This is a genomic window from Trichococcus patagoniensis (assembly GCF_003051085.1).
GTDB lineage: Bacteria > Bacillota > Bacilli > Lactobacillales > Aerococcaceae > Trichococcus > Trichococcus patagoniensis.
Genome location: NZ_QAOM01000015.1, coordinates 1 through 24,728 on the forward strand (window position 1 = coordinate 1; position 24,728 = coordinate 24,728).

Here is a 24,728-nt window from a genome sequence, read left to right on the forward strand (position 1 = left end):
TTTTTGTTGGTTTTTTCTCCAAATCAATCATACAAAAAATTTGGGGTTGTTTGTATTTTTATGCCCTGAGGGGCGTGAAAAGTTGTAAAGTGGTGATAATTCATCAAGTCACCTAAAATCGCTCCGATTACCGTGGCAAGCATGACTATCGGCAAACTCAATTTGGAACCGCTCAAAGAAGCCATAGCACCTGCAGCAAACAATAGGGAATCGCCTGGCAAGAAAGGAAACACCACTATGCCTGTTTCGACAAAGACAATCAGAAACAAAATGACATACGTCCATGCCCCAAAATGATTGACCATCAAAACCAAATTTTGATCAATATGCAAAATAAAATCTAACAATCCCATGATAATGTTCATAATAAAACTCCTATGATTAAAATTATTTATCCAACGGTACCGAAAAACAGCGGCTCCTTCTGCGGCTCGAAACTACTCTTTTTACGCATTGAATCGATACCCTGCGCCCCAGATGGTTTCGATGTATTTGGGGTTGCTGTTGTCCTCTTCAATTTTTTCCCGTATGCGGTTGATATGCACCGTTACGGTCGCACCATCGCCGAGGTAATCATATCCCCATATTTTTTCAACAAGATGTTCTTTGGAGAAAACCCTGTTCGGATTGTTTGCCAGAAATGACAGTAACTCAAACTCTTTATTCACTAATTTCACTTCTTGATCGCCCTTATAGACTTTCCGGCTCTTCGTCATGATGCGCAGTTTTCCTGCACGGATAACGCCTTCTTCGTTTTCCGCTCTTCCTTCAGGTCCGGCATTTTTTAAACGCTCATACATTTTCAAATGCGATTTCACACGGGCGACCAATTCTGCTGGGTCGAATGGTTTTGCGATGTAATCATCGGCCCCCAAGCCGAGCCCCCTCACCTTATCGACCGATTCCGTTTTAGCCGTCACCATCAGAATGGGGATATCGACCCGGTCTCGGATTTCGCGGCAAATATCGTAGCCGTTCTTGCCCGGCAGCATCAAATCCAAAATAAGCAGGTTGTAATCTCCCTTCAGAACCCTTTCAACTGCAAGAAGCCCGTCCGAAAGGATATCCACTTCGTAACCACTGATTTCCAGATAATCCCGCTCCAGCATTGCAATTTCTTCTTCGTCTTCAACAAGTAATATTTTGGTCAATTCACTCACCCTTTTCCTTCCCGTTTTACCCTAGGCAGTGTAATGGTAATCCGAAGGCCATCATGGTTTTCGGCCTTCACGCTGCCGCCGTGCTGCTCGACGATATACTTCACGATGTAGAGGCCCAACCCATTGCCTTCTTTTGTTGTGCTTCTTGCTTCATCCACACGATAGAATTGCTCAAATAACAGGTCTATTTTTTCGGCAGGCACGCCATCGCCATCGTCCTGGATGATGATCACCTCTTCATCTGACTGCGTGACTAGACTGAACCTGATCTGTGACCATTCTTTACTGCGGTACTTGATGCTGTTTTCGACAATATTGGCAAGGACACGATGCATCTGTTCGGGATCCAATTGGACAAAATGGTCGCTCCCAGAACTTTGCAATGCGATTTCGGCGTGCGTTTCTTCTTTTTCGATGTTGAACGCAGCCACAAATCCCTTTAAATATGCATCCAGATCCGTCTCCACGAAATGGAGCGGCATATTGCCTGTTTCCATTTTCGAGAAAAAAAATAGTTTTTGCAAGAGTATGTCCATCTCACAAGCCTTGCGATAGGCGACGTCCAGATACTTTTCTCTTTTTTCCGGAGTGTTTGCCACTCCGTCCTGCACCCCTTTGATGTAACCCTTAACTGAAGTCAGTGGGGTCCTTAGATCGTGGGAGATTCCCGAAATCATATTTGTCCGGGCTTTTTCATATTTTTGATTTTGCTCAAGGGTTGCCTTTACTTGGATTTGCATGCTGTTGAATGAATCGCAGACATCCTTTAGTTCCTCTTCTTCCACTCCAGTGATTTCTTCATCAAAATTGCCCGTTTGGATCCGTTTTGCGCCATCGGCTAGCCTTTGAATCGGTGACATGATTTGCCTTATCATCAATTGGGATAAAAACATGCTGAAAAGTATGATGGCAAATATGGCTGCCACGACGATGGCTACTGCCGAGGCGCCGATTGTGACCAAGGAACCAAAATTTAAATTGCCTAAAATACCCAGTTCTGTTGACCCGGTGGCAATAAAGGTTATTTTTTCACCATTTTGCTCAACTGTCCGAATCACGATGGTTGCTCCGATTCGCTGAATGAACGTATCCCGCTCTTTATTCTTTAAGCTGTCTATATTCACGTACTTGTTCAAATATCTGCTTTCATCTTTCTCAAGATTGGAAAAAACAATCTTATCCTGATTTAATGCCATCACATGGTAGCCATCCTTTTTGACGAGTTGCTCCAAATCTTTTTGTGATTGCACATCCGTCAAAAGCATATTCACATCTACAGCATCCAATGTCGTTTCCACGCTCGTAACCAAATTTTCGACGGATGCGATCTTGCTATCGCTTGGTATGATAATATTCTGTACGAGCTCCAAAAAGCCCCATGCAAAAGCCGCCATCAGCACAACCGGAAAGACCACCATCACTAAGTTCGAGAGGAACAATTTTCTTTTCATTGTTTTTTTTCGCATATCATTTCTCCATTCACGGTGCAAATATCGGCGCATGGCTTTTTTGCCTCTTCAAATGCTTTCCGTATAAGTATAGCAACTATATATAAACAATTCCTAAACTCACATTAAATCTGCCAGATTATTTTGCTCGAAGGGGCTGTCTCTTTGCGCTAGATCCCAAAGACGTATCAAAAAAATATCGGATAATGTTGGATAATAGCGAAGAATCCGGCATCCGCAGCACCTCTGCATCAAAAATTGTCGGATAACTACGGAGAATCCGACAATCAGGGCCTGTCTGCACCGAAAGTTGTCGGATAACTACAGAGAATCCGACAACTTATGCCTGCCTCTATCGAAAGTTGTCGGATAATATCCGAAAATCCGACAACTTTCGATAAGGGCTATAAAAAAAGCTGTCTCATTTCGAGACAACCTCCTCTAATAATAAATGCTCACCATATTTTTCCGAATCATCAACGCAAATGATCGATCTTTGCTTTTTCCTGCGCATATATGGAGTGCCCATTGTTGAATGCGTAGGCTACCGACACAATCGCAAAAAAATACGGCAGCGTGTCGTATCCGAACACTTCGACGCCGATGAAGATTGGCGCGATGAAAGTATTCGTCGCGGAGGCGAAGACACTCGCGTATCCCAGAGCGGCCACAAATTCCGGCGGCAAGCCGAACAGCGGCGCCAACCAATAACCCAAGCTTGCGCCGATCGAGAACAGCGGTGTGACTTCGCCGCCCTGGAATCCCGCTGCCAAAGTCACTATCGTAAGCACCAACTTCAACACCCAATCGTAACTGTAGATTGTGCCCGCTTCAAAACTGGCGCTGATCAGGTTGGTGCCCAAGCCCGAGTAACGCCCCATATGCAACGCAAACAGCGAAATGGTCAATAGCACGCCCACAACAAAAATCCTTCTGTAAGGATCTGTTATCTTTTGCGCCAGCCAGCCCTTCGTGTTCTTCAGCAATTTGGCGAACAAGCCACCAATCGCCCCGAAGACGATGCCCAAAAGGACGACTTTCCCAGCAAAAGATAAGTCAACCGGCAAATCCACATTCAAGTCTACCGAGAATTTTTCCAATCCGAGGAAATGCGAGGTATAGGCTGCCGCAAAGGCGCTTAACGCTGCGGGGAAAAGCGCGCGGTATTCAATCGCACCGACCATCAGCACCTCCAAGGCGAAGAATGTCGCCGCCATCGGTGTCTGGAACAAGCCCGCAAACCCGGCAGCCATCCCGGCAACCAGCAGGATTTTTTTCGAATCCTGGAAATGGATTTTTTTGCCGAAGGTATAGCCCACGGTCGCTCCGATCTGGACGGCCACACCTTCCCGGCCGGCGCTGCCGCCGAAAAGATGGGTCAGCCAAGTACCGCCGATGACCAGCGGAACCAGCCGTTTTGGGATTTCTTCATCCTGCTTGTTCCCCGCAGTGAAGACGAGCCCCATCCCCTTACTGCTGTTTTTTCCGAATTTCTGGTAGACATGGACGATTGCCAAGCCGGCGACTGCCAAAAACGGCAGCAACCAGGCGATGTGCTGCCCGCGGAACTGCGTGATCAAAATAAGTACTTCGCCAAACAAGGCATCCAAAGCTCCCACAATTATGCCCATTGCGATCGCTGCCATCCCGTAAAAAATTATTTCTTGATAAACCACTGATTTTTTTAGTTCCATTGTCATATTCCTTCTTCAAACACTTATTTTCGCTGCGCCACTGCAGAGATATCTTCCAATGATAATACCACGAAACCGATTGGGATGCCTGAAAATTATTGCCCGAACCGAACGCAATATTCGGACATACCACCGACACGGAAACAACAAAAAAAGCCCGGAATCCGCTGCCTCAACAACTGTGAGACAGGGATTCCGAACTTTTTATTTTGCAACTCCCCATTCCTAGGGAGCCACTTGGACCTTATTTGCCGCTTGTTTGCGCTTGTTTTCTTTTCAAACGCTCTTGTTTGCGCATGTCGATCTCTTTGTAATACGCTTCCCATGATATTTCAATAGTCACGTTCTGCGAATTCGTATAGACGATGTTCTTCATATATTTCTTGCTCCTTCTTTAGCGTAACCATATGCGTACGCTACTATCTTTCAACCTCCTCATATATCCTTTTTTTCTGTACTTAGAGAAATCAAAAAGGCACTCAATCGAGTACCTTTTGCATCTCTACTTATTATCATAAGAAAGAAAAAGGTATTCCTGTACAGGAATCGCGGCTTTTTCACTATCAAATCTAAATCTTGGAAATTCATGTTGCGGGCACCAGCATGTGGCGCTACAGAATAAATTTAACTTCGCTTATTTTTGGTTCCGTTTGCCTGCAGCATCCGCTGCAGAATAGAGAAAAGCCTTGGTTCCATACATATTAGTTGCATATGTTCTTGGACGTTGAAAGGTAACTATAACACGAATATCCGTTCGGTGCAAGTATTTTTTTCACCATGTGCAAACAGCAGAACCATTTCAGGTGATCAGTGCTTGTTCATCCCCTGTCTTTCGACGAAGTCATGCATGTACATGCGCTGCGGCTGCGCCAGCATGTTGGCCATCTGGCTGGTCCAAGTATCCGAACGCTCGCCACCGGTCCGGGCGACATAATAGTCTGCGATTTCCTGGTTGTACTGCTCAAGTTGGACTTTGTACACTGCTTCATCCTGCTGATACTCATTTTCATGATAGACATGTTCCAGAGGCAGGCGCGGCTTCTGGTCGTTGATGCAGGTCGGGTAGCCCACCGCCAAGCCGAACAGCGGCAATACTTTGTCCGGGATCTTCAAAAGATCGCGCACTTTTTCGAGATCGTTCCGTAACCCGCCGACATAGCAGATGCCGAGTCCCATCGCTTCGGCAGCAAGTGCGGCATTTTGGGCGGCCAGCGCCGCATCGATGACGCCTACCATGAATTTTTCGGTGCTTTCAAGCGACGCCGTGACATCTTTGCCTTCCATTTCGCCGATCACCGCATGACGATGCAAGTCAGCACAAAAAACGAAAAAGTGCCCGTTATCGGCGACGAAAGCTTGGTTGCGGGAGATTTTTGACAGTTCACGCTTTTTTTCGGGATCCGTCACGCCGATGATGGAGTAGGCCTGCACAAAACTGGAGGTGGAAGCCGCTTGAGCGCTGCGGACGATCGTTTCGATCTGTCCTGGGCTCAAAGGCCGATTTTCAAAATCCCTTACCGTGCGGTGCGCCAGGATGCGCTCGATTGTTTCATTCATTAATTTTTTCCTCGCCTTCACAATAATTTTTCGAAATGATTATGTTCATTTTATAGGAAGGAAGAAGCCGCGTCCAACCTGATGCTTTAGAAAAAAGCGCATGAAAAAGCCCCGCTCCTCCGCTGATTTCGTTCGGGAGTGGGGCTATAAGTTGCTGCATCAGATTTTCTTGGCCTCTTTGATCGGGCGTTCGTTCTCTTTGTCTGGTGCATCCGAAAGGATCTTTTCAGCGATCAAAAACAGGATCGGCAACAAAACGTCGTCCGCGTATCCTACCATCGGTAACATATCCGGCAAAAGGTCGATCGGGCTGATGATATAAAGAATGATCCCCGCTACCATCCATTTTTTCTTGCCGTCGACTTTCGAATCGAACAGGGAAAGCACGAGTGACTTGATTTTATCAAACGGTGTCAGACTGGTTTTCTTTCTTACTTTCATTCTGCATTTTCCTTTGCTGATGGATTTTGACAACCTTTCCAGAGACGAATGGAGCTCCTTGTCTCAGCCGGTTATCGTGAACAAAGTATACTGCTTATCTAAAGTAAATGAATCAGTCTCAAGGATGATTTTATAGCCTGCCGAAATGCCTCAATTATGCCCTACGATCAAATGTGGCACATACGGTTCTTCCAAAAATGCGACTTCAGCATCCGTGAGCTTGACCGATAAGGCTTCCACCGGTTTTTCCAAGTGCTCAAGTTTCGTGGCGCCAATGACGGGCGCCACGACCGGGTCTTTCTGCAACAGCCAAGCCAACGCGATTTCGACGCGCGAAACGCCTCTGTCGGCGGCCACTTTAGCTAGCCGTTCGACGATGATCCGGTCCTTATCCGCGGTGGCGTCGTACTTCGAGCGCGCCACGTTGTCCGTTTCCATCCGTTTGGACGTTTCCGACCAATCGCGCGTCAAACGGCCGGATGCCATCGGGCTGTACGGGGTAACGGCAATCTTTTCATCCCGGCAAAGCGGCAGCATTTCCCGTTCCTCTTCGCGGTACAACAAATTCAGGTGATCCTGCATCGACACAAATCGAGTCCAGCCGTTCTTTTCCGCCACATGCAAAGCCTTTTGGAATTGCCAAGCATACATCGCGGAAGCCCCGATATAGCGCGCTTTTCCGGATTTCACCACATCATGCAAAGCTTCCATCGTCTCTTCGATCGGCGTGTTGTAATCCCAACGATGGATGATGAAGAGATCCACATAATCCATGTCCAACCGTTTCAGGCTGTTGTCGATTTCGCTCAGGATGGACTTGCGGGACAGGCCGGAGCCGTTCGGGCCTTCGTGCATTTTCCCGTGGACTTTCGTGGCGATGACCACTTCATCACGCTTCGCAAAGTCCTTGATGGCTTTTCCAAGAATCTCTTCGCTTCTTCCCAAGGAATAAACATTCGCAGTGTCAAAGAAGTTTATGCCCAGATCCAACGCGTGTTTGATGATCGGTCTGCTTTCCTCTTCCTTTAGTGCCCATTTGTGCACCCATGTATCCGGATCGCCGAAACTCATACAGCCCAAACAGATTCGGGATACATCCATGCCCGTATTTCCAAATTTTACATATTCCATCTTGCTGATACCTACCTTTCAAAATGAATTTCTGTTGTTCATACTCACTAGCGGCCTTGCAATGCGAGCGCTTACCGTTCGCTTTATCACTATGATAGCACTTTATCCACGCGACAGAAAATGATAGCCCGTTCCGATTGCACCAAAAACCAGCAAGAGCGCACCTTCCAGGAAAAAAATCCCCCGCTCGGAAGAAAGCCGGAAAATAGTCTCCATCACGACGATTCCGTATGGGGAAAAAGCTGCACCCAGATTGAAGCCGACCAACAGCAGCGAGGTCGCGGTGTTGGCATTGCCCGAAGCGGTGCTGTTCACCTTATTGAACAGATACGGGATAAAGTTCCGGAAAGAAAAACCGCAAAAAGCGGCGGCCAGTCCGGTAACCCAGACCGCGTTCGACAGACCGATCGTCACCAACGCCAACCCCATCCCAAACAGTGCGAAAGGCAATGTATATTTCCCGATGGCCGCGAAGACTCTTCCGAACAGAAAGCCTGCGGTCATCGCACCGATGCCGATCAAAGCAAGGATACCGCTCCCGTCCGTTGCATCGCCATAACCGTTTACCAGCATAAGTGGTGTTACCCGGACCGTGATTGTCATATAGAACATCACCGCCACAACGAGCAGCGCCAGGTAGCCGAGGACTTCCCTGCTCATCCTGTTGCGGCGTTTTCCTGGCAGATCTGACTCCTGATATTTTCCGGAAACGGCCTCTTGTTCAGAGGGTATATCCGGAACCAAGGTTGCAAATAAGAAAAGCGCCGGTAGGACGGAAAGATAGACCCAAAAAGACGTCTGCCAATCGATTTTCAGCAATTGACCCACTAAGAAGGATATGCTCATTCCGCCGATTCCTTCAAAAGCGCTCTGGAGACCGATCATGGCCGCCCTTTCGGCCCCCACGTACGAATAGCGGATGAAGCTGACCAACAAGGAATTGAAAAGCCCGATCCCCAGTCCGAAGAATGCCCTGGAGATGAAAATAATCCAGAAATTGTGAATGAATATCGGAATCAATCCAGAAACCAGAACCGTAAGCAAGCCCAGCAGGACTGTCTTTTTATAGCCGATCCGTTGTGCAATGGCATGGCTGAACAACACCGAAAGGATAAGGAAAAGAGACGGCATCGTTGTCAAGGATTCCACCAATTGCAGCGGGATCTCCGGGAAGTCCCGTGCGATTGCAGGAACATTCACCGCGATGGCGCCGCCCGAAACGACAACGAATGAAGCTGACAGCAGCGCAAGCTTTTTGAGTGATTTCGTCTCCATAAGCGTGTTTTTCCTTTCTGGTTGGATATGCCTGTACAGCATGCAACCATTTACTTATACCCATTTTAAAACGCGTTCGCAAAAAAAGATAATAGTTGTTTCGCATGATTGATTATGCTTTCAAAGCATGTTTCAGCATTTCGATGAACTTGGCCACGGCCGGCGGGAAGGGTTGATATTTTTTCCAGGCAATGACGACACCCGTCTCCAAAACAGGCTCCAATGTGCGGAAGCAGAGCTCGGTTTCCTTACTGGCCGGGACGAGTTTTTCCAGGCATATCGCATATCCCAAATCGGCTTCCACCATGATGCCCGCATTATAAATCAGATTATAGCTGCCGATAATGCGCAGCTTATCATACGTATCACCGAACCAATTGGCCAACTCGTTTTGGACAAGCGCCCGCCCTGCAGTCAGGATAGGGTATGGCAGCAAGTCCATTGGCGCGACAGACTGCTTTTCTGCAAGCGGACTGTCTTTCCTCATCAGCACGCCCCATCTTTCTTTTTCGGGAATCCGGATGAAGTCAAATTTTTCGACATCAACCGGCTCGGTCAACAGACAAATATCTATCAATCCTTTGTTGACCCGCTCTTTTATTTCATCGGCATCTGCACTGTAAAATTTGTAGGTGACTTGCGGATATTCCGTGCTGAAGGTTTTGACGAAATCAGCCAACACACGCATAGACTGCGTTTCTCCCCCACCGATGGCGATTTCGCCGTTCATGAGCGGCTGCTGCTCTTTCAGTTCCTGTTCCGTTTTTTTGGTCAGGTCCAGGATTTCTTCCGCTCTTCTTTTCAGCAGCAAGCCTTCACTGGTCAGCGTGATTTTCTTTTTGCCGCGTCGGAACAAGGAAACGCCCAATTCCTCCTCCAACTGCATCAGTTGACGCGACAATGTCGGTTGGGTGATGTGCAATTTTTCGGCGGCACTGGTGATGTTCTCCTCATATACCACCGTCAAAAAATAATTCAGAACACGCAATTCCATAGTTTGTACTCTCCTATCCCCTGATCCGGTTTTGATGCAACCGCGACAGCTTGCGAATGCTGCAACACTTTGCTGTGCAGGCGGCGTGCATCGGCTCTTCTCAAGTATCTCATATCAAGCCGCAGCCACACAACCGCAATAGCGATGGCCCTATTTGACATTTAGGCTGCGGGAGCACGGATAGGTCGTAAGTTGTCCGATAACCCGAAAGAATCGGATAGCTGCAAAGCATATGTTCTCGAGCTTGTCCGATAAACCGAAAGAATCGGACAACCAGAAAGCATATGGTCTCGAGCTTGTCCGATAACCCAAAAGAATCGGACAACCAGAAAGCATATGGTCTCGAGCTTGTCCGATAAACCGAAAGAATCGGACATCCGCAAAGCATATGGTCTCGAACTTGTCCGATAACCCGAAAGAATCGGACAACCGCAAAGCATATGTTCTCGAGCTTGTCCGATAACCCGAAAGAATCGGACAACCGCAAAGCATATGTTATCGAGCTTGTCCGATAACCCGAAAGAATCGGACAACCAGAAAGCATATGGTCTCGAGCTTGTCCGATAACCCGAAAGGATCGGACAACCGCAAAGCATATGTTCTCGAACTTGTCCGATAACCCGAAAGAATCGGACAACCAGAAAGCATATGGTCTCGAGCTTGTCCGATAACCCGAAAGGATCGGACAACCGCAAAGCATATGTTCTCGAACTTGTCCGATAACCCGAAAGAATCGGACAACCAGAAAGCATATGGTCTCGAGCTTGTCCGATAACCCGAAAGGATCGGACAACCGCAAAGCATATGTTCTCGAACTTGTCCGATAAACCGAATGAATCGGACAACCGCTATTTTCGAATGTTGCGTCGAAGCTTTTGCCGTACTGCAGCAACATGTCCGCCCCGTCATCTATTTTGCCCAGCGCAAACCAGGCCGTTCGCATAGCTGTCGCCCTCTATTCTCATGATTGCTTTCCTTTGTTGTCCTCCTCTTTATAGCGTGCAACCCCTTCGCTGAAGCGCTTGATGCCGTCCTCCAGAAGCGTCCGCGGGCAGGCATAATTCCAGCGGACAAAACGCGATCCGTTTCCGCCGAAGATATTCCCTTCGGACAGGTACAGCCCGGTTTTTGCTCGGATGTGGGCGCACAGTTGTTTCGTATCTTCCGTAATCGCTACGCAATCGATCCAAGCCAGATAAGTAGCTTCAGCCTCGACCACCTGGATTTCAGGAACAAGTTCCTTCAAAGAACCGATCAAAAATTGTCTGTTCTGCTCCAAGTATTCCCGCAGCTCCTCCAGCCATTCCTCGCCTTCATCGAAAGCCGCTTCAGCCACTTGGATTGCGAAGGTATTGGGCTCCGCCACTTCATCCGTGTTGATCCCTCTGTTCACCAGCTTTCTGATTTCAAGATTCGGGATGACGATCGCCGCAGTCTGCAGCCCGGCGAGATTGAATGCTTTTGTCGGGGCAATGCACGTGATTGTCCGGTCAGCAATCTCCTCGGAAACGGAGGCAAATGGAATGTACGCGTGGCCGATATGCGTCACATCGCAATGGATTTCGTCGCTCACGACCAGCACATCATGCTTGATGCACAGTTCGGCGATCCGTTCCAACGTCGGCCGGTCCCAAACTTTGCCGATCGGATTATGCGGGTTGCAGAAAATGAACAGCGAAGTCGTTTCGCGCGACAGTTTTTCTTCCAGATCCGCATAATCGATGGCATAGCTTCCGGCATCATAACGCAACTCGCTCGCTAATACTTTACGACCGTTGTTCAGTATGGAATTATAGAAGATGTTGTAGACCGGCGAAAGAACGACAATGTCATCGCCTATTTCCGTCATTTTCCGCACAATCGAAGAGATGGCCGGAACGACGCCTGTGCAATAAAGGATCCATTCTTTTTCCATCGTGAATTGGTGCCGCCTCTGCCACCACCTGATGATGCTTTCCCGGAAACTGTCCGGGACGGTATTGTAGCCGAAAGCCCCTTGCCGAAGGCGCTTTTCGATGGCATCAACAACAGCAGGCGCCGTCCCGAAGTCCATGTCCGCCACCCACATTGGCAATTCACCTGCCTTGACATCCCACTTATACGAGTTGGTATTCCGTCTGTCGATGATCTGGTCAAAATCGAATGGCATATTCTTGGTCCTCCGCAAGCTGGTATTTGGTGTTCTCCTCGGCGATTTCCGGATCATCCAGAATCAATTCACCGATTCCGCTAGCGGTTATCGTTCCGCTGATCGGATTCTTGACGCTGTCGATGCGGCTGTTCGCTTGAATGTCGACAGTTGAGTATTCGAACGCCAGATCAGTGTTGATGATCGTGCAATTATCCATTTTCACGTACTCCATATAGCACATGCCTTGGTTGCTCTCGATGACGCAGTCGATGAAGGTGATGTTTTTCGAATTCCAGCCCAGATATTCGCCGATGATCGTCGAATCCCTTACAACCACGTTCTCGCAGTTCCAGAAAGCGTCTTTTGAAAGCAATTTGGCATGCGAAATTTCGATATTCTTGGCACCGTCAAAGGCATAGTTTCCCGAGAGCGTAAAATGCTCGATACGGATATTTTCGCTGTTCATCGCAAAATAATCGCCCGTAGCGTTGACGTGTTTCAGCGTAATATCGTTGCAGTTCCATAACGTCTCTTGCGCATTTGGCATTTCCACTCGTTCCAGCGTTATATCGATAGCTCTTCGGAATGTCTTGGGCGCTTGGATCATGCTGTCGGTTATGGTGATGCCATTGGTGTACCAAATGCCGGAACGCGCTGTTTCCACTAAAGTGATATTGTTTGCCTGGATGTTCCGCGCATACCACAATGGATATTTCCAGCGGAAGATCGTGTTGTCGAGTGCGATATTGTTGCTTTCCTTCAAGGGAGACTCTCCGTCCGCAAAAACTGAATGGCTGATCTGCAGGTCTTTTTCTTTGAACAGAGCCCGTTCCCCGGTGAATAGCTGTTGATTAAGATGTTCCATCATTCATTTCCCCTCTCTGATACAATCAGAGCGTACACCTTAACCTTGACGTTAAGTCAAGCGACAAAATCAATTTGAGTCAACCGATAGCTTGCAGAGGGGTATTTTTCCTTTTATATTGTATACTTTATTCAGTAACAATCAACGTAATCCGCGTAATGCCAGTGAAATCCGACGATAACAATTATTCATTTTTTTTATTTGCTGCTAGCTTGTGCTGAGAGGAACGATAAAACAATCTTTGAGAAGAGGCCTACTATGGATACATCGGTACTAAAAGTTTCAAATGTAACCAAACGAATCAAGAAAAAGCTCATTATACAAGATGTCAGTTTTGATATTAAAAAAGGGGAAATATTAGGTTTTCTAGGGCCTAATGGATCTGGAAAAACAACAACTTTAAGGATGATCGTAGGCTTGGCAAAGCCTACTTCCGGCGATATAGAAATCTGTGGGTATTCCATAAAAAATGACTATGTAAAAGCTATGTCCAATGTAGGTTGTATCATCGAAGGTCCTGATCTATATGATTATATGAGTGGGTATAGGAATCTTGAAATATTAGGCAGTATGTCGAAAGGGGTTACTAAAAAAGATATTGATGAAGCTATAGAATTAGTCGGCATGGAAAAACGGATTTATGATAAGGTTGATGTTTATTCAATGGGAATGAAACAAAGAATCGGTTTAGCGCAAGCTCTGATTCATCAACCGAAACTATTGATTTTAGATGAGCCCACAAACGGGCTGGATCCTCAAGGCATACATGAGTTTAGAGAAATCGTAAAAACATTAGCAAAAGAAAAAGGCATTTCCGTGTTGATTTCTTCGCATCTCATTAGTGAAGTTCAATTGATGTGCGACCGAGTCAGTATCATAGATAACGGACGCATTATCAGAAATGCATCCATTCATGAAATTTTAGCTACTGGTGAAGTTGTTTGGACAGTGGATGATCCCGAAAAGACTCAATCCATCCTTAAAGATAAGTTTGCTGTCGATTCATCCATAGATGCAAAAAATGTAACCGCATTAGTTCATGTAGAAAGGCTATCAGAAATAAATAAAGCTTTAATTTATTCCGGAATAGAGATCAAATATGTTGAAAATAAAAAGAGAACGTTAGAAGATTTATTTTTGACTCTTACAGATAAACATAAAATCGGATAAAGGTGTGATCGCATGATTTCGTTAACACAAAATGAGATACTAAAAATTTTATTAAAGAAAAAAATGCTCCTGATTTTTATGTTACTTTTAATTTTTGTAAGTTTACTTTCATACGGACAAAAATATTCCTATGATAATAATATAAAAAAATTTGAAGCGGAATCTGGTGGTGTAGCATACGATTGGAAAGGCCTTACTACTCAAAGGCTGAATGATCTTGAAGAACGCAGCAGTAATGAATTCATACCAGAAGAAGTCAGAGCATCCATTGATAGGGAAATTCAGCAGTTGAATTACTTTATTGAGAACGATATCAATCCTATAACACCTACAGCTTCCAAATTTAATGTTCAATTTGTCGAACAAGGCATCACACTTTTCATCCCACTCCTCATTGTCATTTTGGCTGCAGATTTAGTTTCAAATGAGTTCTCTAAAAAAACGATTAAAATTTTACTCACGAGAGCTGTACCCAGATGGAAAATATTATTCAGTAAGTTTCTGGCGCTCCTGATCATGACGACCATTTTAGTATTTATCATTGCCGTCTCATCCACTTTAGTGTCCTATTTGTTTTTTCAACAATGGGGATTCAGTGAACCTATTGTAACTGGTTTTCGATTGGTTGGGGATCAATTAAATTCTGATTCGACTATATTGATTTCTCGGTTTCAATACACTTTATTGATATATTCACTTTTGTGGTTCGTATCTATCGTAATGGCCTCGATAACCCTAATGATTTCAGTGCTAGTTGATAATAGTTCCTCAGCCATAGGTATATTAATGGCCGCGCTGATCGGAGGTCAATTTTTACAGTTTTTCTTATCTGAATGGACATTAGTCAAATATTTTTTTGTGACAAATTTAGATCTTACGCGCTATTTAACTGGATCCTATCAGCCCATTGAAGGAATGAGTTTAAACTTTTCTATTCTTATATTGAGCGCTTGGGCTGTAGTAGCCTTGATCATAAGCTTTATGGTATTCAATCGTAAGGATGTCATCGTTTAGGGCACCTATTAAGGAGCATAAGCATGTATAAAAAAGTAATTTGGCCACTAATCTTATTTATTTCGATGGCTTTAGCGATTGTATTTATATCCGGTTTTATTGCGTCAGTAGTTGTAAGTAAGAGTGAGGAAAGCGCCCCCATAGACCCACAACTGGAAAGCTCAACCAATAAACCACAAGAAGGAGAGAGTATGTCAGAAGCATCTTCTGACATACTCATTCTTGGCGACTCAATAGGATTTGGAATAGGGGATGAAGAAAATTTAGGTATAGGAAAAAGATACCTCAATTTAATTGATGAAAAGGATGGAAAAAAAAAAACCAGCACAAATATTTCAGTACCAAGCTATGAAAGTAATGAACTCGTAAAGTTGATAAAAAGTGCAGAAAATAAAGCTAGTATTTCAAAGGCAAATTTGATTATTATTTCAATTGGAGGAAATGATTTAAACCGTTTAGACTATGAAGACAGGGTCTCTTTAACGCTTGCATTTGAAGAAGCGCTCAAAAACTACAAGAAAAATCTAGAACTTATCACAAAAGAAATCAGAGCCCTCAATCCAGATGCCCAGTTAGCGTTGATCGGTTTATACGATCCATACAGCAAAGAGGATCCAGAAAAAACCAGATTTCTTTTAGACTGGAACTATGAAACGAGTCTAATTGTCGATTCAGATGTTAAATTTGCCTATGTACCGACTTATGATTTGTTTAAATACCATTTAACCGACTATCTCTCACCAGATGAATTTCATCCAAATGGTTCAGGGTATCAAATGATAGCAGAAGAATTGGATCGGATATTAAACTAGGGAAAGAGAAAAATGGTTCCATTCATCAGCTTTCTGATAAACGGAACCATTTTTCTTATTTTTTGTGAAAGGGAAAAGCATTGGGACTCTTTTGGTGTATCCTTCCCATCCATCGTATTTCTCCATATTTTTCTCTAGTAATGGCGTTGATATTTTGATTAATACGGTACTCATTAAAATAGCTGAGATCACTAATAATAGATAATAATAGGGGCCAAAAAAGCAAAACAATTCAGCTGGTTCTATCCACAAGATATAGTACTCTCATTGTACACTGATGTATAATAACCAATCGAATCGAAGCTCATGAACACTCCCACACTTAAATCCTGCCGTATTTTGAAGTGGGGGTTTCTTTTTGTCTAAAGGAACGTTGCGGCCGGGCTCGGCGGTTGCCGATGCCTTTCCAGACGGGAAATGACTGCTTGGCTCCTCCACAAAAAGCAACGCAAACAGCTTCTGCTGCTTGTGGGCGGTGACGCGCCATCTACTACTCCCTAACAAGGTCGTAGATACTTTGTTTGCTCCTCAATCGCCCACGGCAGGAAATCGCCGTACAGCGTCTTACTGAGGATGTTCTTGGCACCGTGGATGTCGCGGTGGCTCTTGTATCCGCACGCACAACGGACATTGCGGCCGGTGTGTTTCTTGCGGTTGTGGCAAACAGGACATGTTTGCGTGCTGTAGGCTTCATCCACCTTTTGGATATCGATGCCTTTGGCCTTGGATTTGTAGGTCAAATAGGCCATCAGTTTGCCAAAGCTCCAATTGGATAACTTTTGCGTCACTTTTTTACGCTTCTTCCCTTTGGTGTTGCGTTCGACGCCTTCCACATCACCGACGTAAACCGTCGAAACCTGCTGTGCGGCACACCAGTCAACAAAGTTTTTGGTTGTCTTGTGCAAGGCATCCTGCAGTTGGCGGGCGCTCTTGGTGCGGACGAAGTTTTTGGCTTTTTGGTATTTTCGCCATTGGCGGGAGCCTTTTTTACACTTTGACTGCAGCCGTTGCAGTTCGGCCAGTTTCTTATTGCGTAATTGGTGTATGCTGCGCACCTTGCGTCCGCTAATCAGGACGGAAGCGCCGTCTTCCGCAAAGGAGGCGATGCTGTGGATTTCGCCTAAGTCAACGGAGGCTGCTTGCTGCTGTTTCAATGGCGGATTTTCCATCCCATCGTCGTAGGTGACGGACAAATAATAATGGGTGTCATGGCACAGTTCCACTTCCTTGATGGTTTCGACTGCGATGCCGTCCAATCCGGACACTTGCAGTTTCAATGGCGTTTGGCGTTTGCCGTTTTGGATACCCATCGACAAGGTGACGGCGTTGCCTTCAATGGAGAAGGCTTGTCCTACCCACTTGGTGTTGAAGAAAAACTTTTCCTTGTATGGATAACGGACATCCTTGCGTCCGGCGGTTTTGGCTTCTTTTGCGGCTAAGCGTGCATTCAGGTATTTGTGGGTGACGGCTTGGATGCTCTGGCTGTGCAGTGCGACTGTTTGTTTTGTTTCGGTCTGCAGCTGTGTCTTGCCTATCCACTTGCCGGTGGCGAGATGATGGTCTTTGGCTTTCTGCAGACACAGGTTCCACACTTCGGCGGATGCTTTATTGCAAGCATCAAACGTTGGCTTCAGCTTCGCCTGATTGCGAATTAGCAATCGTTTTCCGTGGTACATAATAACGCCTCCTTTCCGGCGGGGGGGTTCCGTTCGTTTCTTTTCGCATCCATTATACATCGAACGCCAGTTCTGTTCAAAGGAAATGCACGGCTTACTGAGAAGTAATGTTCACCGATGGCGAACCGAAATTCATCTCCCACTTTCACTGGTGCTACGCACCGAAACGTTTAGAAGTGGGAGACTTCTTTCAGATTTCGTTAAATCAAGACCGAATTTTCTACCCTTTTAATTTGAACGCGTTCTGGTTAGAATCTCACCTCCAATGAAGTAGATGATTGCACCTAACACAGCTGACAAGTAGATAACTAAATTATTAAGACTAACGCCCCCAAAGACAAACAGCAAAAGAATCGTCGCACTATACAAAATTTGACTTGCTAACAGCTTGGATCTGTTTACGCCGTTCCCTTTATCATCTTTGATTTCACCTTTTGATAAAAACCAAAACAGTATAAGCGATAGACCTGATGCGGCAATTAAAAATAGGGTTACAGCATTTGAATACTCTATACTGTTGAATGATAAATAATTTATAAAAAACCTTTCTGCTGCAACAATCCCTATACTGATCACACTAGCTATCAATGCTTCTCTCTTTTTTTCTCCAGTTTTTATGCTAAAGACCATAGCTAAAATGAATATCATCAAATATATACTGTTTCCGTCATTGAATGATAGGTAGGTAGTAAGTCCTAGCACTGAAAATATATCAAACGTAGTCAGCTTTTTTCCTGTAATCCCATTTACAATCCTCATAAGTAAAAGTATCCAAACAACCACTAAAAGCTGAATATTTTCATAATAAAGTACATTTAAAAGTGAAAATGCAGCAGCCAGAAACGCTGCATACTCATGGTTTGGATCCAGTTCTCTAACGAGTGCCCACGTTAAAAACAGGCTAAAGCCTATATAAACTCCTGATAAAACATTTCCGGTCAACCACCATCCTATAGCAGCCACTATTACTGATGATAGTACTATTATTCGATTTGTTTTATAGCCAAAATCCATACTTCTTCCCAATGTAAACATATATCCACTCCTCAATAACTACATTATATCTTACTTTTGGATAACCAATCAGCTAATAGGCTAGGCACCCTGCCAAATCCCATCCGCTCCTGTATCGTCGCATCCATCTCCGAGAACGCTACAATTGAACAGACCGTGCGCTTCCACCTCCATTTTCAAAAGATACAACAGCACGATTATTTGAGAAAAGCACAAAAATGTTGAGTTAGCCCTTGACTTAAAGTGCACTCTAGGGAGTATGCTGAATTTAACATTAGCAAGGAGATGATTTTATGGCAAAAGTAACTGCAGGGAGAGATTTATTAGGCGATTTTGCACCAAAATTCGCCGAACTGAATGACGACGTTTTGTTCGGACAGGTCTGGTCCAGGGAAGAAGAATTCGCGCCACGCGACCGTTCCATCGTCACCGTCACGGCATTGATCACAGGCGGCAACTTCGAACAGCTTCCCTTCCATTTGAACAAAGCGAAGGATAACGGCGTGACCAAAGCGGAAATCACGGAAATCATCACCCAGCTCGCCTTCTATGTCGGTTGGCCGAAAGCATGGTCGGCGTTCAACATCGCCAAAGAAATCTACACAGATTAATTTAGAGGAGGAATAATTTATGTCCAAAAACGAAGAAGTAAAAAATGGCGTCATTTTCCCGATCGGGGATAAAAACACGGCTTACGCGCAATATTTCGTCGGTCAAAGCTATCTGAATTCATTGGTGGCGGATCCCGAAGTGAATATCGGGGTGGGTAATGTGACTTTCGAACCCGGTTGCCGCAACAACTGGCACATCCACCACGACGGCTACCAGATCCTTTTGGTGACCGGCGGAGAGGGCTGGTACCAGGAAGACGGCAAGCCTGCCCAATCCTTGAAACCCGGCGCTGTCATCGTCACCCATGATGGCGTGAAGCATTGGCACGGCGCCGCCAAGGACAGCTGGTTCGAGCACATCGCCATCACAGCGGGAACGCCCGAATGGCTAGAACCCGTTGCCGATGCGTTGTACGAGGGGCTGCACCAATAATTGCAAAAAAAGCATGGCCTGCCTCATTTTTCGAGGCAGGCCATGCTTTTTTGTTTGTATTCTGCTGGTGCGGGATGATGCGCGGTGGCCGCTGAACGGAATACAGCGCCGGATTAGGCCGTCAGCTCCGGCGAGGCGGCAGCCTACCGGAGAACACCGGTAACTTCCGCCCTCAACTCCGATGAAGCTTGCCTCATCGGAGTTCACGACCAAAAATGTTGGCTGAACTCCGGCGAAGCCTCCGTTCACCGGAGGAGAACGATCAAGTCTCTGCTAATCGGAATTCACCGCCTACTCAATCTTCCACTATATAGATTGCCGCTTCGTTGCCGGTATGGTTCGCGGATATGATGATGTCCCTGTCCGCCTCGTTCACCACCATGATGTTGGATGGGCCGCAGCCCTTGTCGATGATTTCCGTCTTATATTCGCCGTCTACATATTGAATATAGAACAAATCGCAGTTTTCGCGCCGGATGCCGCCGACAAAGCTAGGCACTCCTCTGAGTGTCGTCCCCACCAACGTATGGGCAAAGTCGATTTTATGCGGGTAGTCATAAACGGATTCGTAGCCGGACTCCGTCTTTTTGTAGATTTTGATGCTGTCGCCATGGAAAGGCTCAATCGTGATCAGTTCTTTTTCTCCGTCCGAGTCGATATCAAAGAGGGCGATTTCGCCGATCGGACTGTCCATAATCTGCTCGATTTCCCAGGCTTTCTCGGCAAAAGGCGTCACCTTGATGATGCCTTGATCGCTTGTGAAGTAGCCGACCGGTTTAGTCCCTTCATAATCCTTGTAGTAGCCGTGGTTGCGGAAATAGCCTTTCCCGAGGAGCTCCAATGCGACGCCTTCGGTAGGGTCTTCCGGCAGCACGCCATAATAGATGCTTCCGGATCTCGACCAATCATCTTTGAAATCTTTGTCGTCCGCTATCGTGGCGCCGACAAAGTAGTTCACGCCGTCCACATCGTAGATGTCGAAACGGTGCAGATACGGCAGATAGAGAACATCCTTGATTTCCCAGCCGGTTTCCGAATCATATTTACCCCAAACAACTTTCGATTTGCTTGGGCTGACCTTCAAATAAAAATCGACGATGGCCAAAAATTCATTATTCTTGTTCGGGATCGGGATGATGGACATGCAGCCGCCGCCCTTTTCCCAAACGGTCTCCCTTTTTTCGAAGTCTTTGCCCGAGTACATGTAGCAAGGATAGCCTTCCTCTTCACTGGCGATCAATGCGCACGTTTCGCCGCCGATTGTGATGTAGCTGGCGCAATAGCTTCGGTACATATCATCCAATTTCTTTTTTGTTATTTTCATCATTCATGCCCCCTCATCATTTATCCAACAGGAATGCGACTGCATCCGGCTTATTTTGCGAATGTTGCTTTGTACGCTGCGACCACTTTTTCGGTCGTGAAGCCATATTCCGCCATTACCACGTTGCCGTCTCCGCTTGCGCCGTATTTATCGATGCCGTATGCCAAGCCGTCCAGGCCGACATAGCGTTCCCAACCCAATGTTGCGCCCATCTCGATGGACATGCGGTTGCGGACTGCGTTAGGCAAAACAGCTTCCTTGTAGGCAGCATCCTGCGCTTCGAACAGATCGAAGCTTGGCATGGAAACGACAGAAACGTCGATGCCTTCCGCCAACAATTGTTTTTGGGCTTCCATCGCCAAGTTTACTTCGGAGCCGGTCGCCAACAGGATGCCGGCAGGTGTTTCGCCTTGTTGCGGCGAAAGCACGTATGCGCCCTTCTTAACGCCTTCGCGCGCCAATGTTGGTGTCCCTTCAAGGACAGGCAAGTTTTGGCGCGTCAGCACCAACAAGGTTGGTTTGGTTTCGGAAGAAACCGCGATTTCCCAAGCGGCGCTGACTTCGTTACCGTCAGCAGGGCGCAGAACGGTCAGGTTCGGCATGCCGCGGTAGCTGGACAAGTGTTCCACCGGCTCATGCGTCGGGCCGTCTTCGCCGACTGCGATCGAGTCGTGCGTCATCACGTAGGTGGCCGGCAAGTTGGAAATGGCAGCCAAGCGCATCGCAGGACGCAGGTAATCCGTGAAGACGAAGAAGGTACCGACATAGGTTCTGGTTCCGCCGTGCAGGATGATGCCGTTCATGATGGCAGCCATCGCGAATTCGCGCACGCCATACCAGATATTGCGGCCGGCATAGTTGCCCGGCTCAAAATCAGTTGCTGCTTTGATCATCGTGTTGTTTGAGGAAGACAAGTCAGCCGACCCGCCCCAGAAATAAGGCACCGCTTCAGCCAAAGCTTGGATGGATTCCGCGCTGGTCACACGGCTTGCTTTGGCTGCGCTGCCCACTTCATAAGTCGGCAATTTGTCTTGCCAACCTTCAGGCAATTTGTTCGCGCTGGCATCTTCGAATTGTTGCGCCAATTCCGGATAAGCCGCTTTGTAGTTGTTGAACAGTGCAGTCCAAGCCGCTTCCGCTTTTTGGCCTTCCGCAACCGTTGTTGCGTCGAAACGGGCTGCCACTTCACTAGGCACACAGAAAGCTTCGTCGGCACAGCCGTAAGCTTTTTTCGCGAAGGCGACGCCTTCGGCTCCCAGTGGAGCGCCATGCACTTTATGCGTACCTGCGTCAGGAGCACCAAAGCCAATGATGGTTTTGATTTCGATCAGGGTCGGTTTTTCGGTTTCCGCTTTCGCTGCTTCGATGGCTTTCGAGATGGCTTCCAGATCATTGCCGTCCTTCACCAAAATATGTTGCCAGCCGTAAGCTTCGAAACGGGCAGCAACGTCTTCCGTAAAGGATTTTGATGTCGGTCCGTCCAAGGAGATGTCGTTGGAGTCGTACAAACCGATCAGTTTGCCCAATTTCAGGTGACCGGCTAAGCTGGCTGCTTCATGGGAGATGCCTTCCATCAGATCGCCGTCGCCGTTCAGGAAGTAGGTATAGTGATCCACAACCGGGAAATTCTCTTTGTTGTAGGTAGCCGCCAAGTGCGCTTCCGCCATCGCGAAACCGACCGCATTCGCGATACCTTGTCCCAATGGACCAGTCGTTGCTTCCACGCCGTCCGTATGATGCACTTCCGGATGGCCCGGTGTTTTGCTTCCCAATTGACGGAAGTTCTTCACATCGTCCATGCTTACAGCGAAGCCCGCTAAGTGAAGCAGACTATATAATAGCGAAGAACCATGCCCAGCCGACAAGACGAAACGGTCACGGTCTGCCCAGTGGCTATTTTTCGGATTAACTTTCAGATGCTTCGTCCAGAGTGCATACGCCATCGGCGCTGCCCCCATCGGCAAGCCCGGGTGTCCTGAATTTGCCTTTTGTACGGCCTCGATGCTCAGTGTGCGCACCGTATTTACCGCCAACTCGTCGATTTGATCAAATGTATTCTGCATATTTTCGTATGTCCTCTCTTCCTAAAAAATGGTTGAAGGTCTCTTGACCTTCAACCAAGCTCAATTAATGGCCAACTTTTTGAAATTTCCCTCTTAAGAAAGTCTGTGCGAACTGGATATCCTCCAGCCAGTTCTCCTGACCGGTGTACCAGAATTCGGCAACAAAGCGGCGTACGCCTTCTTTCCACATCGTTTTGATCGTTTCCTCGAAAGACACATGTCCCGTTCCGAAGGGGATCTCACGGAAATGCCCCGGGATCGTTTCCTTCAGATGCGCAGCAACGATGTGCCCTCTGCCTGTGCGGATATCTTCATCGACGGATTTCTCCGCGGTCAATGAAGCGTTCTTCAAGTTGCCGGTGTCCGGATAGACCTGCAGGTAGGGCGATTGGATGATGTCCACATACTTCATCGCCTTTTCAACCGTGTTCATGAAAGGCGTTTCCATCGTTTCGAAGCCTAAGAGAATCCCTTTTTTGCTTGCCATATCCACTGCCTTTTGAAGGTTTTCAATGAAGTAGGCTTCGGTTTGCTGATCCCCTTCTTCGTAATAGACGTCATAGCCTGCCAATTGGATGATGCGGATTCCCAAGTCATCGGCCAATTCAATCGCTTTTTCCATGATCTGCAAGCTTTGTTCGCGGATCTGCGGATCATGTGAACCCAGCGGATACTTCCGGTGTCCACTGAGGCACATGGAGCGGATTGGCAGCCCTACTTCAAACATCGCATCGACAAGTTCTTTCCGTTCCTTTTTGGTCCAATCGATCCGGGCAAGCTTTTCATCGGTTTCGTCGACACTCATTTCCAAAAAATCATAGCCGGCATCTTTCGCAATAGTCAGCTTTTCCGTCCAGCTTAAATTGCCCGGCATCGATTTTTCATAGATTCCTAACGTATATTCCATCCTAATCCTCCTTAACCTGTCCATAGTAGGCCCCAGGACCGTGTTTTCTAAGGAAGTGTTTATCCAAAAGTTCTTGTTGCATGGATTCCATCATCGGATTCATCACGCGGTTCCGCCAAGACATCATGGCGACTTCTTCCATGACGACCATATTGTGGACCGCATCGAAAGCATCCGTTCCCCAAGCAAACGGACCATGGCTGTGGACCAGCACACCTGGGATTTGATTTTCATCGATGCCTTCAAACGTTTCGACAATCACCTTTCCTGTTTCCAGTTCATACGAACCGGAAATTTCAGCAGCTGTCATTCTGCGCGTGCAAGGGATTGTGCCGTAAAAATAATCCCCTTGCGTCGTTCCATAGGCGGGAATCGCCACGCCTCCTTGCGCCAGTGTGGTTGCCCAAGGCGAATGCGTATGGACAACCCCACCGATGTCCTTGAAATTACGGTACAGTTCCAGGTGCGTATCCAAATCCGAGGATGGTTTCAGGCTTCCTTCAACTACCTTCCCGTCCATATCGACGACAACGATATCTTCCATTGTCATTTCAGCGTATTCGACACCGGATGGTTTGATTGCGATAACGTTTCTTTCGCGGTCGATTTCGGAAACGTTCCCCCACGTGAATTTCACCAAACCATATTCAGGCAACAACAGATTTGCTTCAAACACTCTCTTTTTCAATTCAGTGTATGTCATTTGTGCACCGCCTATTCGCCCAAAACGATTTCGCGGACTTTTTCTTCGATCTCTTTTTCAGACAACAGGTTTTTCAAACCGATGATTTTCGTTTTGCTTTGGTCCACATTTTTGAATACGTCCAAGAGCGCATTTGAACAGACAACCACATCATAGCTCGCAGCCAGTGTTTTTGCTTCGGAAACCGCGCAATGGTGGATTTCCAAAGGAATGTCCAATTTTTTGAAGACATTCGTGATTTTCATTTTGATGATTTGGCTTGAACCCATTCCGCTTCCGCATGCTGCTAATACTTTCATAATCAA

General features: G+C 46.7%; 25 protein-coding genes. 5 read left to right on the forward strand and 20 right to left on the reverse strand.

The window, feature by feature from the left end; genetic code table 11:
* Positions 1–23: 23 nt before the first annotated feature.
* The 12 genes from C8U37_RS10505 to C8U37_RS10555 all read right to left on the reverse strand — a co-directional run bounded on the left by C8U37_RS10505 (position 24) and on the right by C8U37_RS10555 (position 12,696).
* Positions 24–365 (reverse strand): SNARE-associated domain-containing protein, encoded by a 342-nt coding sequence (locus C8U37_RS10505; protein WP_108033184.1) that lies wholly within the window; start codon positions 363–365, stop codon positions 24–26.
* A gap of 81 nt (positions 366–446) precedes the next feature.
* Entirely contained in the window at positions 447–1,151 is a 705-nt protein-coding gene (locus C8U37_RS10510) for a response regulator transcription factor (protein ID WP_108033249.1), read from the reverse strand.
* A 5-nt stretch (positions 1,152–1,156) separates the two neighbouring features.
* Entirely contained in the window at positions 1,157–2,626 is a 1,470-nt protein-coding gene (locus tag C8U37_RS10515; protein WP_170100259.1) for a sensor histidine kinase, read from the reverse strand.
* Between the two features lie 458 nt (positions 2,627–3,084).
* Positions 3,085–4,302: a chloride channel protein gene (locus C8U37_RS10520; RefSeq protein WP_108033186.1), complete on the reverse strand. Its 1,218-nt coding sequence runs from the start codon at positions 4,300–4,302 to the stop codon at positions 3,085–3,087.
* 244 nt (positions 4,303–4,546) lie between these two features.
* Positions 4,547–4,678, reverse strand: a complete 132-nt coding sequence (locus C8U37_RS14770) for a hypothetical protein (RefSeq protein WP_281257522.1) — start codon at positions 4,676–4,678, stop codon at positions 4,547–4,549.
* A gap of 431 nt (positions 4,679–5,109) precedes the next feature.
* Positions 5,110–5,859: an oxygen-insensitive NADPH nitroreductase gene (nfsA, locus tag C8U37_RS10525; protein ID WP_108033187.1), complete on the reverse strand. Its 750-nt coding sequence runs from the start codon at positions 5,857–5,859 to the stop codon at positions 5,110–5,112.
* 159 nt (positions 5,860–6,018) lie between these two features.
* Positions 6,019–6,300, reverse strand: a complete 282-nt coding sequence (locus tag C8U37_RS10530; protein WP_108033188.1) for a YkvA family protein — start codon at positions 6,298–6,300, stop codon at positions 6,019–6,021.
* A gap of 150 nt (positions 6,301–6,450) precedes the next feature.
* A complete protein-coding gene (locus tag C8U37_RS10535) occupies positions 6,451–7,431 on the reverse strand; it encodes an aldo/keto reductase (protein ID WP_108033189.1) in 981 nt (326 codons plus the stop codon).
* A 102-nt stretch (positions 7,432–7,533) separates the two neighbouring features.
* Positions 7,534–8,706 (reverse strand): MFS transporter, encoded by a 1,173-nt coding sequence (locus C8U37_RS10540; protein ID WP_170100260.1) that lies wholly within the window; start codon positions 8,704–8,706, stop codon positions 7,534–7,536.
* A 112-nt stretch (positions 8,707–8,818) separates the two neighbouring features.
* Complete coding sequence (locus tag C8U37_RS10545; protein WP_108033191.1) at positions 8,819–9,700, reverse strand: LysR family transcriptional regulator; 882 nt, start codon at positions 9,698–9,700, stop codon at positions 8,819–8,821.
* Positions 9,701–10,661: 961 nt separating this feature from the next.
* Positions 10,662–11,849, reverse strand: a complete 1,188-nt coding sequence (locus C8U37_RS10550; protein ID WP_108033192.1) for a MalY/PatB family protein — start codon at positions 11,847–11,849, stop codon at positions 10,662–10,664.
* Positions 11,833–12,696, reverse strand: coding sequence for a DUF3737 family protein (locus tag C8U37_RS10555; protein ID WP_108033250.1), 864 nt, complete (start codon positions 12,694–12,696; stop codon positions 11,833–11,835). The genes C8U37_RS10550 and C8U37_RS10555 overlap by 17 nt, the downstream gene beginning before the upstream one ends.
* Before the next feature lie 258 nt (positions 12,697–12,954).
* On the opposite strand from C8U37_RS10555, the gene C8U37_RS10560 reads away from it, so the two are divergent.
* Genes C8U37_RS10560 through C8U37_RS10570 form a run of 3 tightly spaced genes read left to right on the forward strand, consistent with a single transcriptional unit; the run spans position 12,955 to position 15,692 of the window.
* A complete protein-coding gene (locus C8U37_RS10560; protein WP_108033193.1) occupies positions 12,955–13,866 on the forward strand; it encodes an ABC transporter ATP-binding protein in 912 nt (303 codons plus the stop codon).
* Positions 13,867–13,878: 12 nt separating this feature from the next.
* Entirely contained in the window at positions 13,879–14,880 is a 1,002-nt protein-coding gene (locus tag C8U37_RS10565) for an ABC transporter permease (RefSeq protein ID WP_108033194.1), read from the forward strand.
* A 23-nt stretch (positions 14,881–14,903) separates the two neighbouring features.
* Positions 14,904–15,692, forward strand: a complete 789-nt coding sequence (locus tag C8U37_RS10570) for a GDSL-type esterase/lipase family protein (RefSeq protein ID WP_108033195.1) — start codon at positions 14,904–14,906, stop codon at positions 15,690–15,692.
* Here C8U37_RS10570 and C8U37_RS14400 read toward each other — a convergent pair.
* The 3 genes from C8U37_RS14400 to C8U37_RS10580 form a co-directional block, all read right to left on the reverse strand.
* On the reverse strand, positions 15,684–15,944 hold the full coding sequence (locus C8U37_RS14400) for a hypothetical protein (protein ID WP_146161830.1): 261 nt from the start codon (positions 15,942–15,944) through the stop codon (positions 15,684–15,686). The two genes, C8U37_RS10570 and C8U37_RS14400, sit on opposite strands and share 9 nt — an antisense overlap.
* A 245-nt stretch (positions 15,945–16,189) precedes the next feature.
* Complete coding sequence (locus C8U37_RS10575; protein WP_108033196.1) at positions 16,190–17,368, reverse strand: RNA-guided endonuclease InsQ/TnpB family protein; 1,179 nt, start codon at positions 17,366–17,368, stop codon at positions 16,190–16,192.
* A gap of 228 nt (positions 17,369–17,596) precedes the next feature.
* Entirely contained in the window at positions 17,597–18,403 is an 807-nt protein-coding gene (locus tag C8U37_RS10580; RefSeq protein ID WP_108033197.1) for a hypothetical protein, read from the reverse strand.
* A 272-nt stretch (positions 18,404–18,675) separates the two neighbouring features.
* Between C8U37_RS10580 and C8U37_RS10585 the strand changes: the two genes are divergently transcribed.
* Complete coding sequence (locus C8U37_RS10585) at positions 18,676–18,993, forward strand: carboxymuconolactone decarboxylase family protein (RefSeq protein ID WP_108033198.1); 318 nt, start codon at positions 18,676–18,678, stop codon at positions 18,991–18,993.
* 19 nt (positions 18,994–19,012) lie between these two features.
* On the forward strand, positions 19,013–19,426 hold the full coding sequence (locus C8U37_RS10590) for a cupin domain-containing protein (RefSeq protein WP_108033199.1): 414 nt from the start codon (positions 19,013–19,015) through the stop codon (positions 19,424–19,426).
* Between the two features lie 295 nt (positions 19,427–19,721).
* On the opposite strand, the gene C8U37_RS10595 is transcribed toward C8U37_RS10590, so the two are convergent.
* The 5 genes from C8U37_RS10595 to C8U37_RS10615 all read right to left on the reverse strand — a co-directional run bounded on the left by C8U37_RS10595 (position 19,722) and on the right by C8U37_RS10615 (position 24,722).
* Positions 19,722–20,753, reverse strand: coding sequence for a hypothetical protein (locus tag C8U37_RS10595; RefSeq protein ID WP_211306189.1), 1,032 nt, complete (start codon positions 20,751–20,753; stop codon positions 19,722–19,724).
* Positions 20,754–20,800: 47 nt separating this feature from the next.
* The gene (gene tkt, locus C8U37_RS10600) at positions 20,801–22,813 is read right to left on the reverse strand and encodes a transketolase (RefSeq protein ID WP_108033201.1); all 2,013 of its coding nucleotides are present in this window, start codon (positions 22,811–22,813) and stop codon (positions 20,801–20,803) included.
* A gap of 64 nt (positions 22,814–22,877) precedes the next feature.
* Positions 22,878–23,720 carry an L-ribulose-5-phosphate 3-epimerase gene (locus C8U37_RS10605; RefSeq protein ID WP_211306191.1) on the reverse strand — a complete coding sequence of 281 codons (843 nt, stop codon included), beginning with the start codon at positions 23,718–23,720 and terminating at the stop codon, positions 22,878–22,880.
* Between the two features lies 1 nt (position 23,721).
* The gene (locus C8U37_RS10610) at positions 23,722–24,423 is read right to left on the reverse strand and encodes an L-ribulose-5-phosphate 4-epimerase (RefSeq protein WP_108033203.1); all 702 of its coding nucleotides are present in this window, start codon (positions 24,421–24,423) and stop codon (positions 23,722–23,724) included.
* Positions 24,424–24,434: 11 nt separating this feature from the next.
* The gene (locus C8U37_RS10615) at positions 24,435–24,722 is read right to left on the reverse strand and encodes a PTS sugar transporter subunit IIB (protein WP_211306192.1); all 288 of its coding nucleotides are present in this window, start codon (positions 24,720–24,722) and stop codon (positions 24,435–24,437) included.
* Positions 24,723–24,728: the final 6 nt, after the last annotated feature.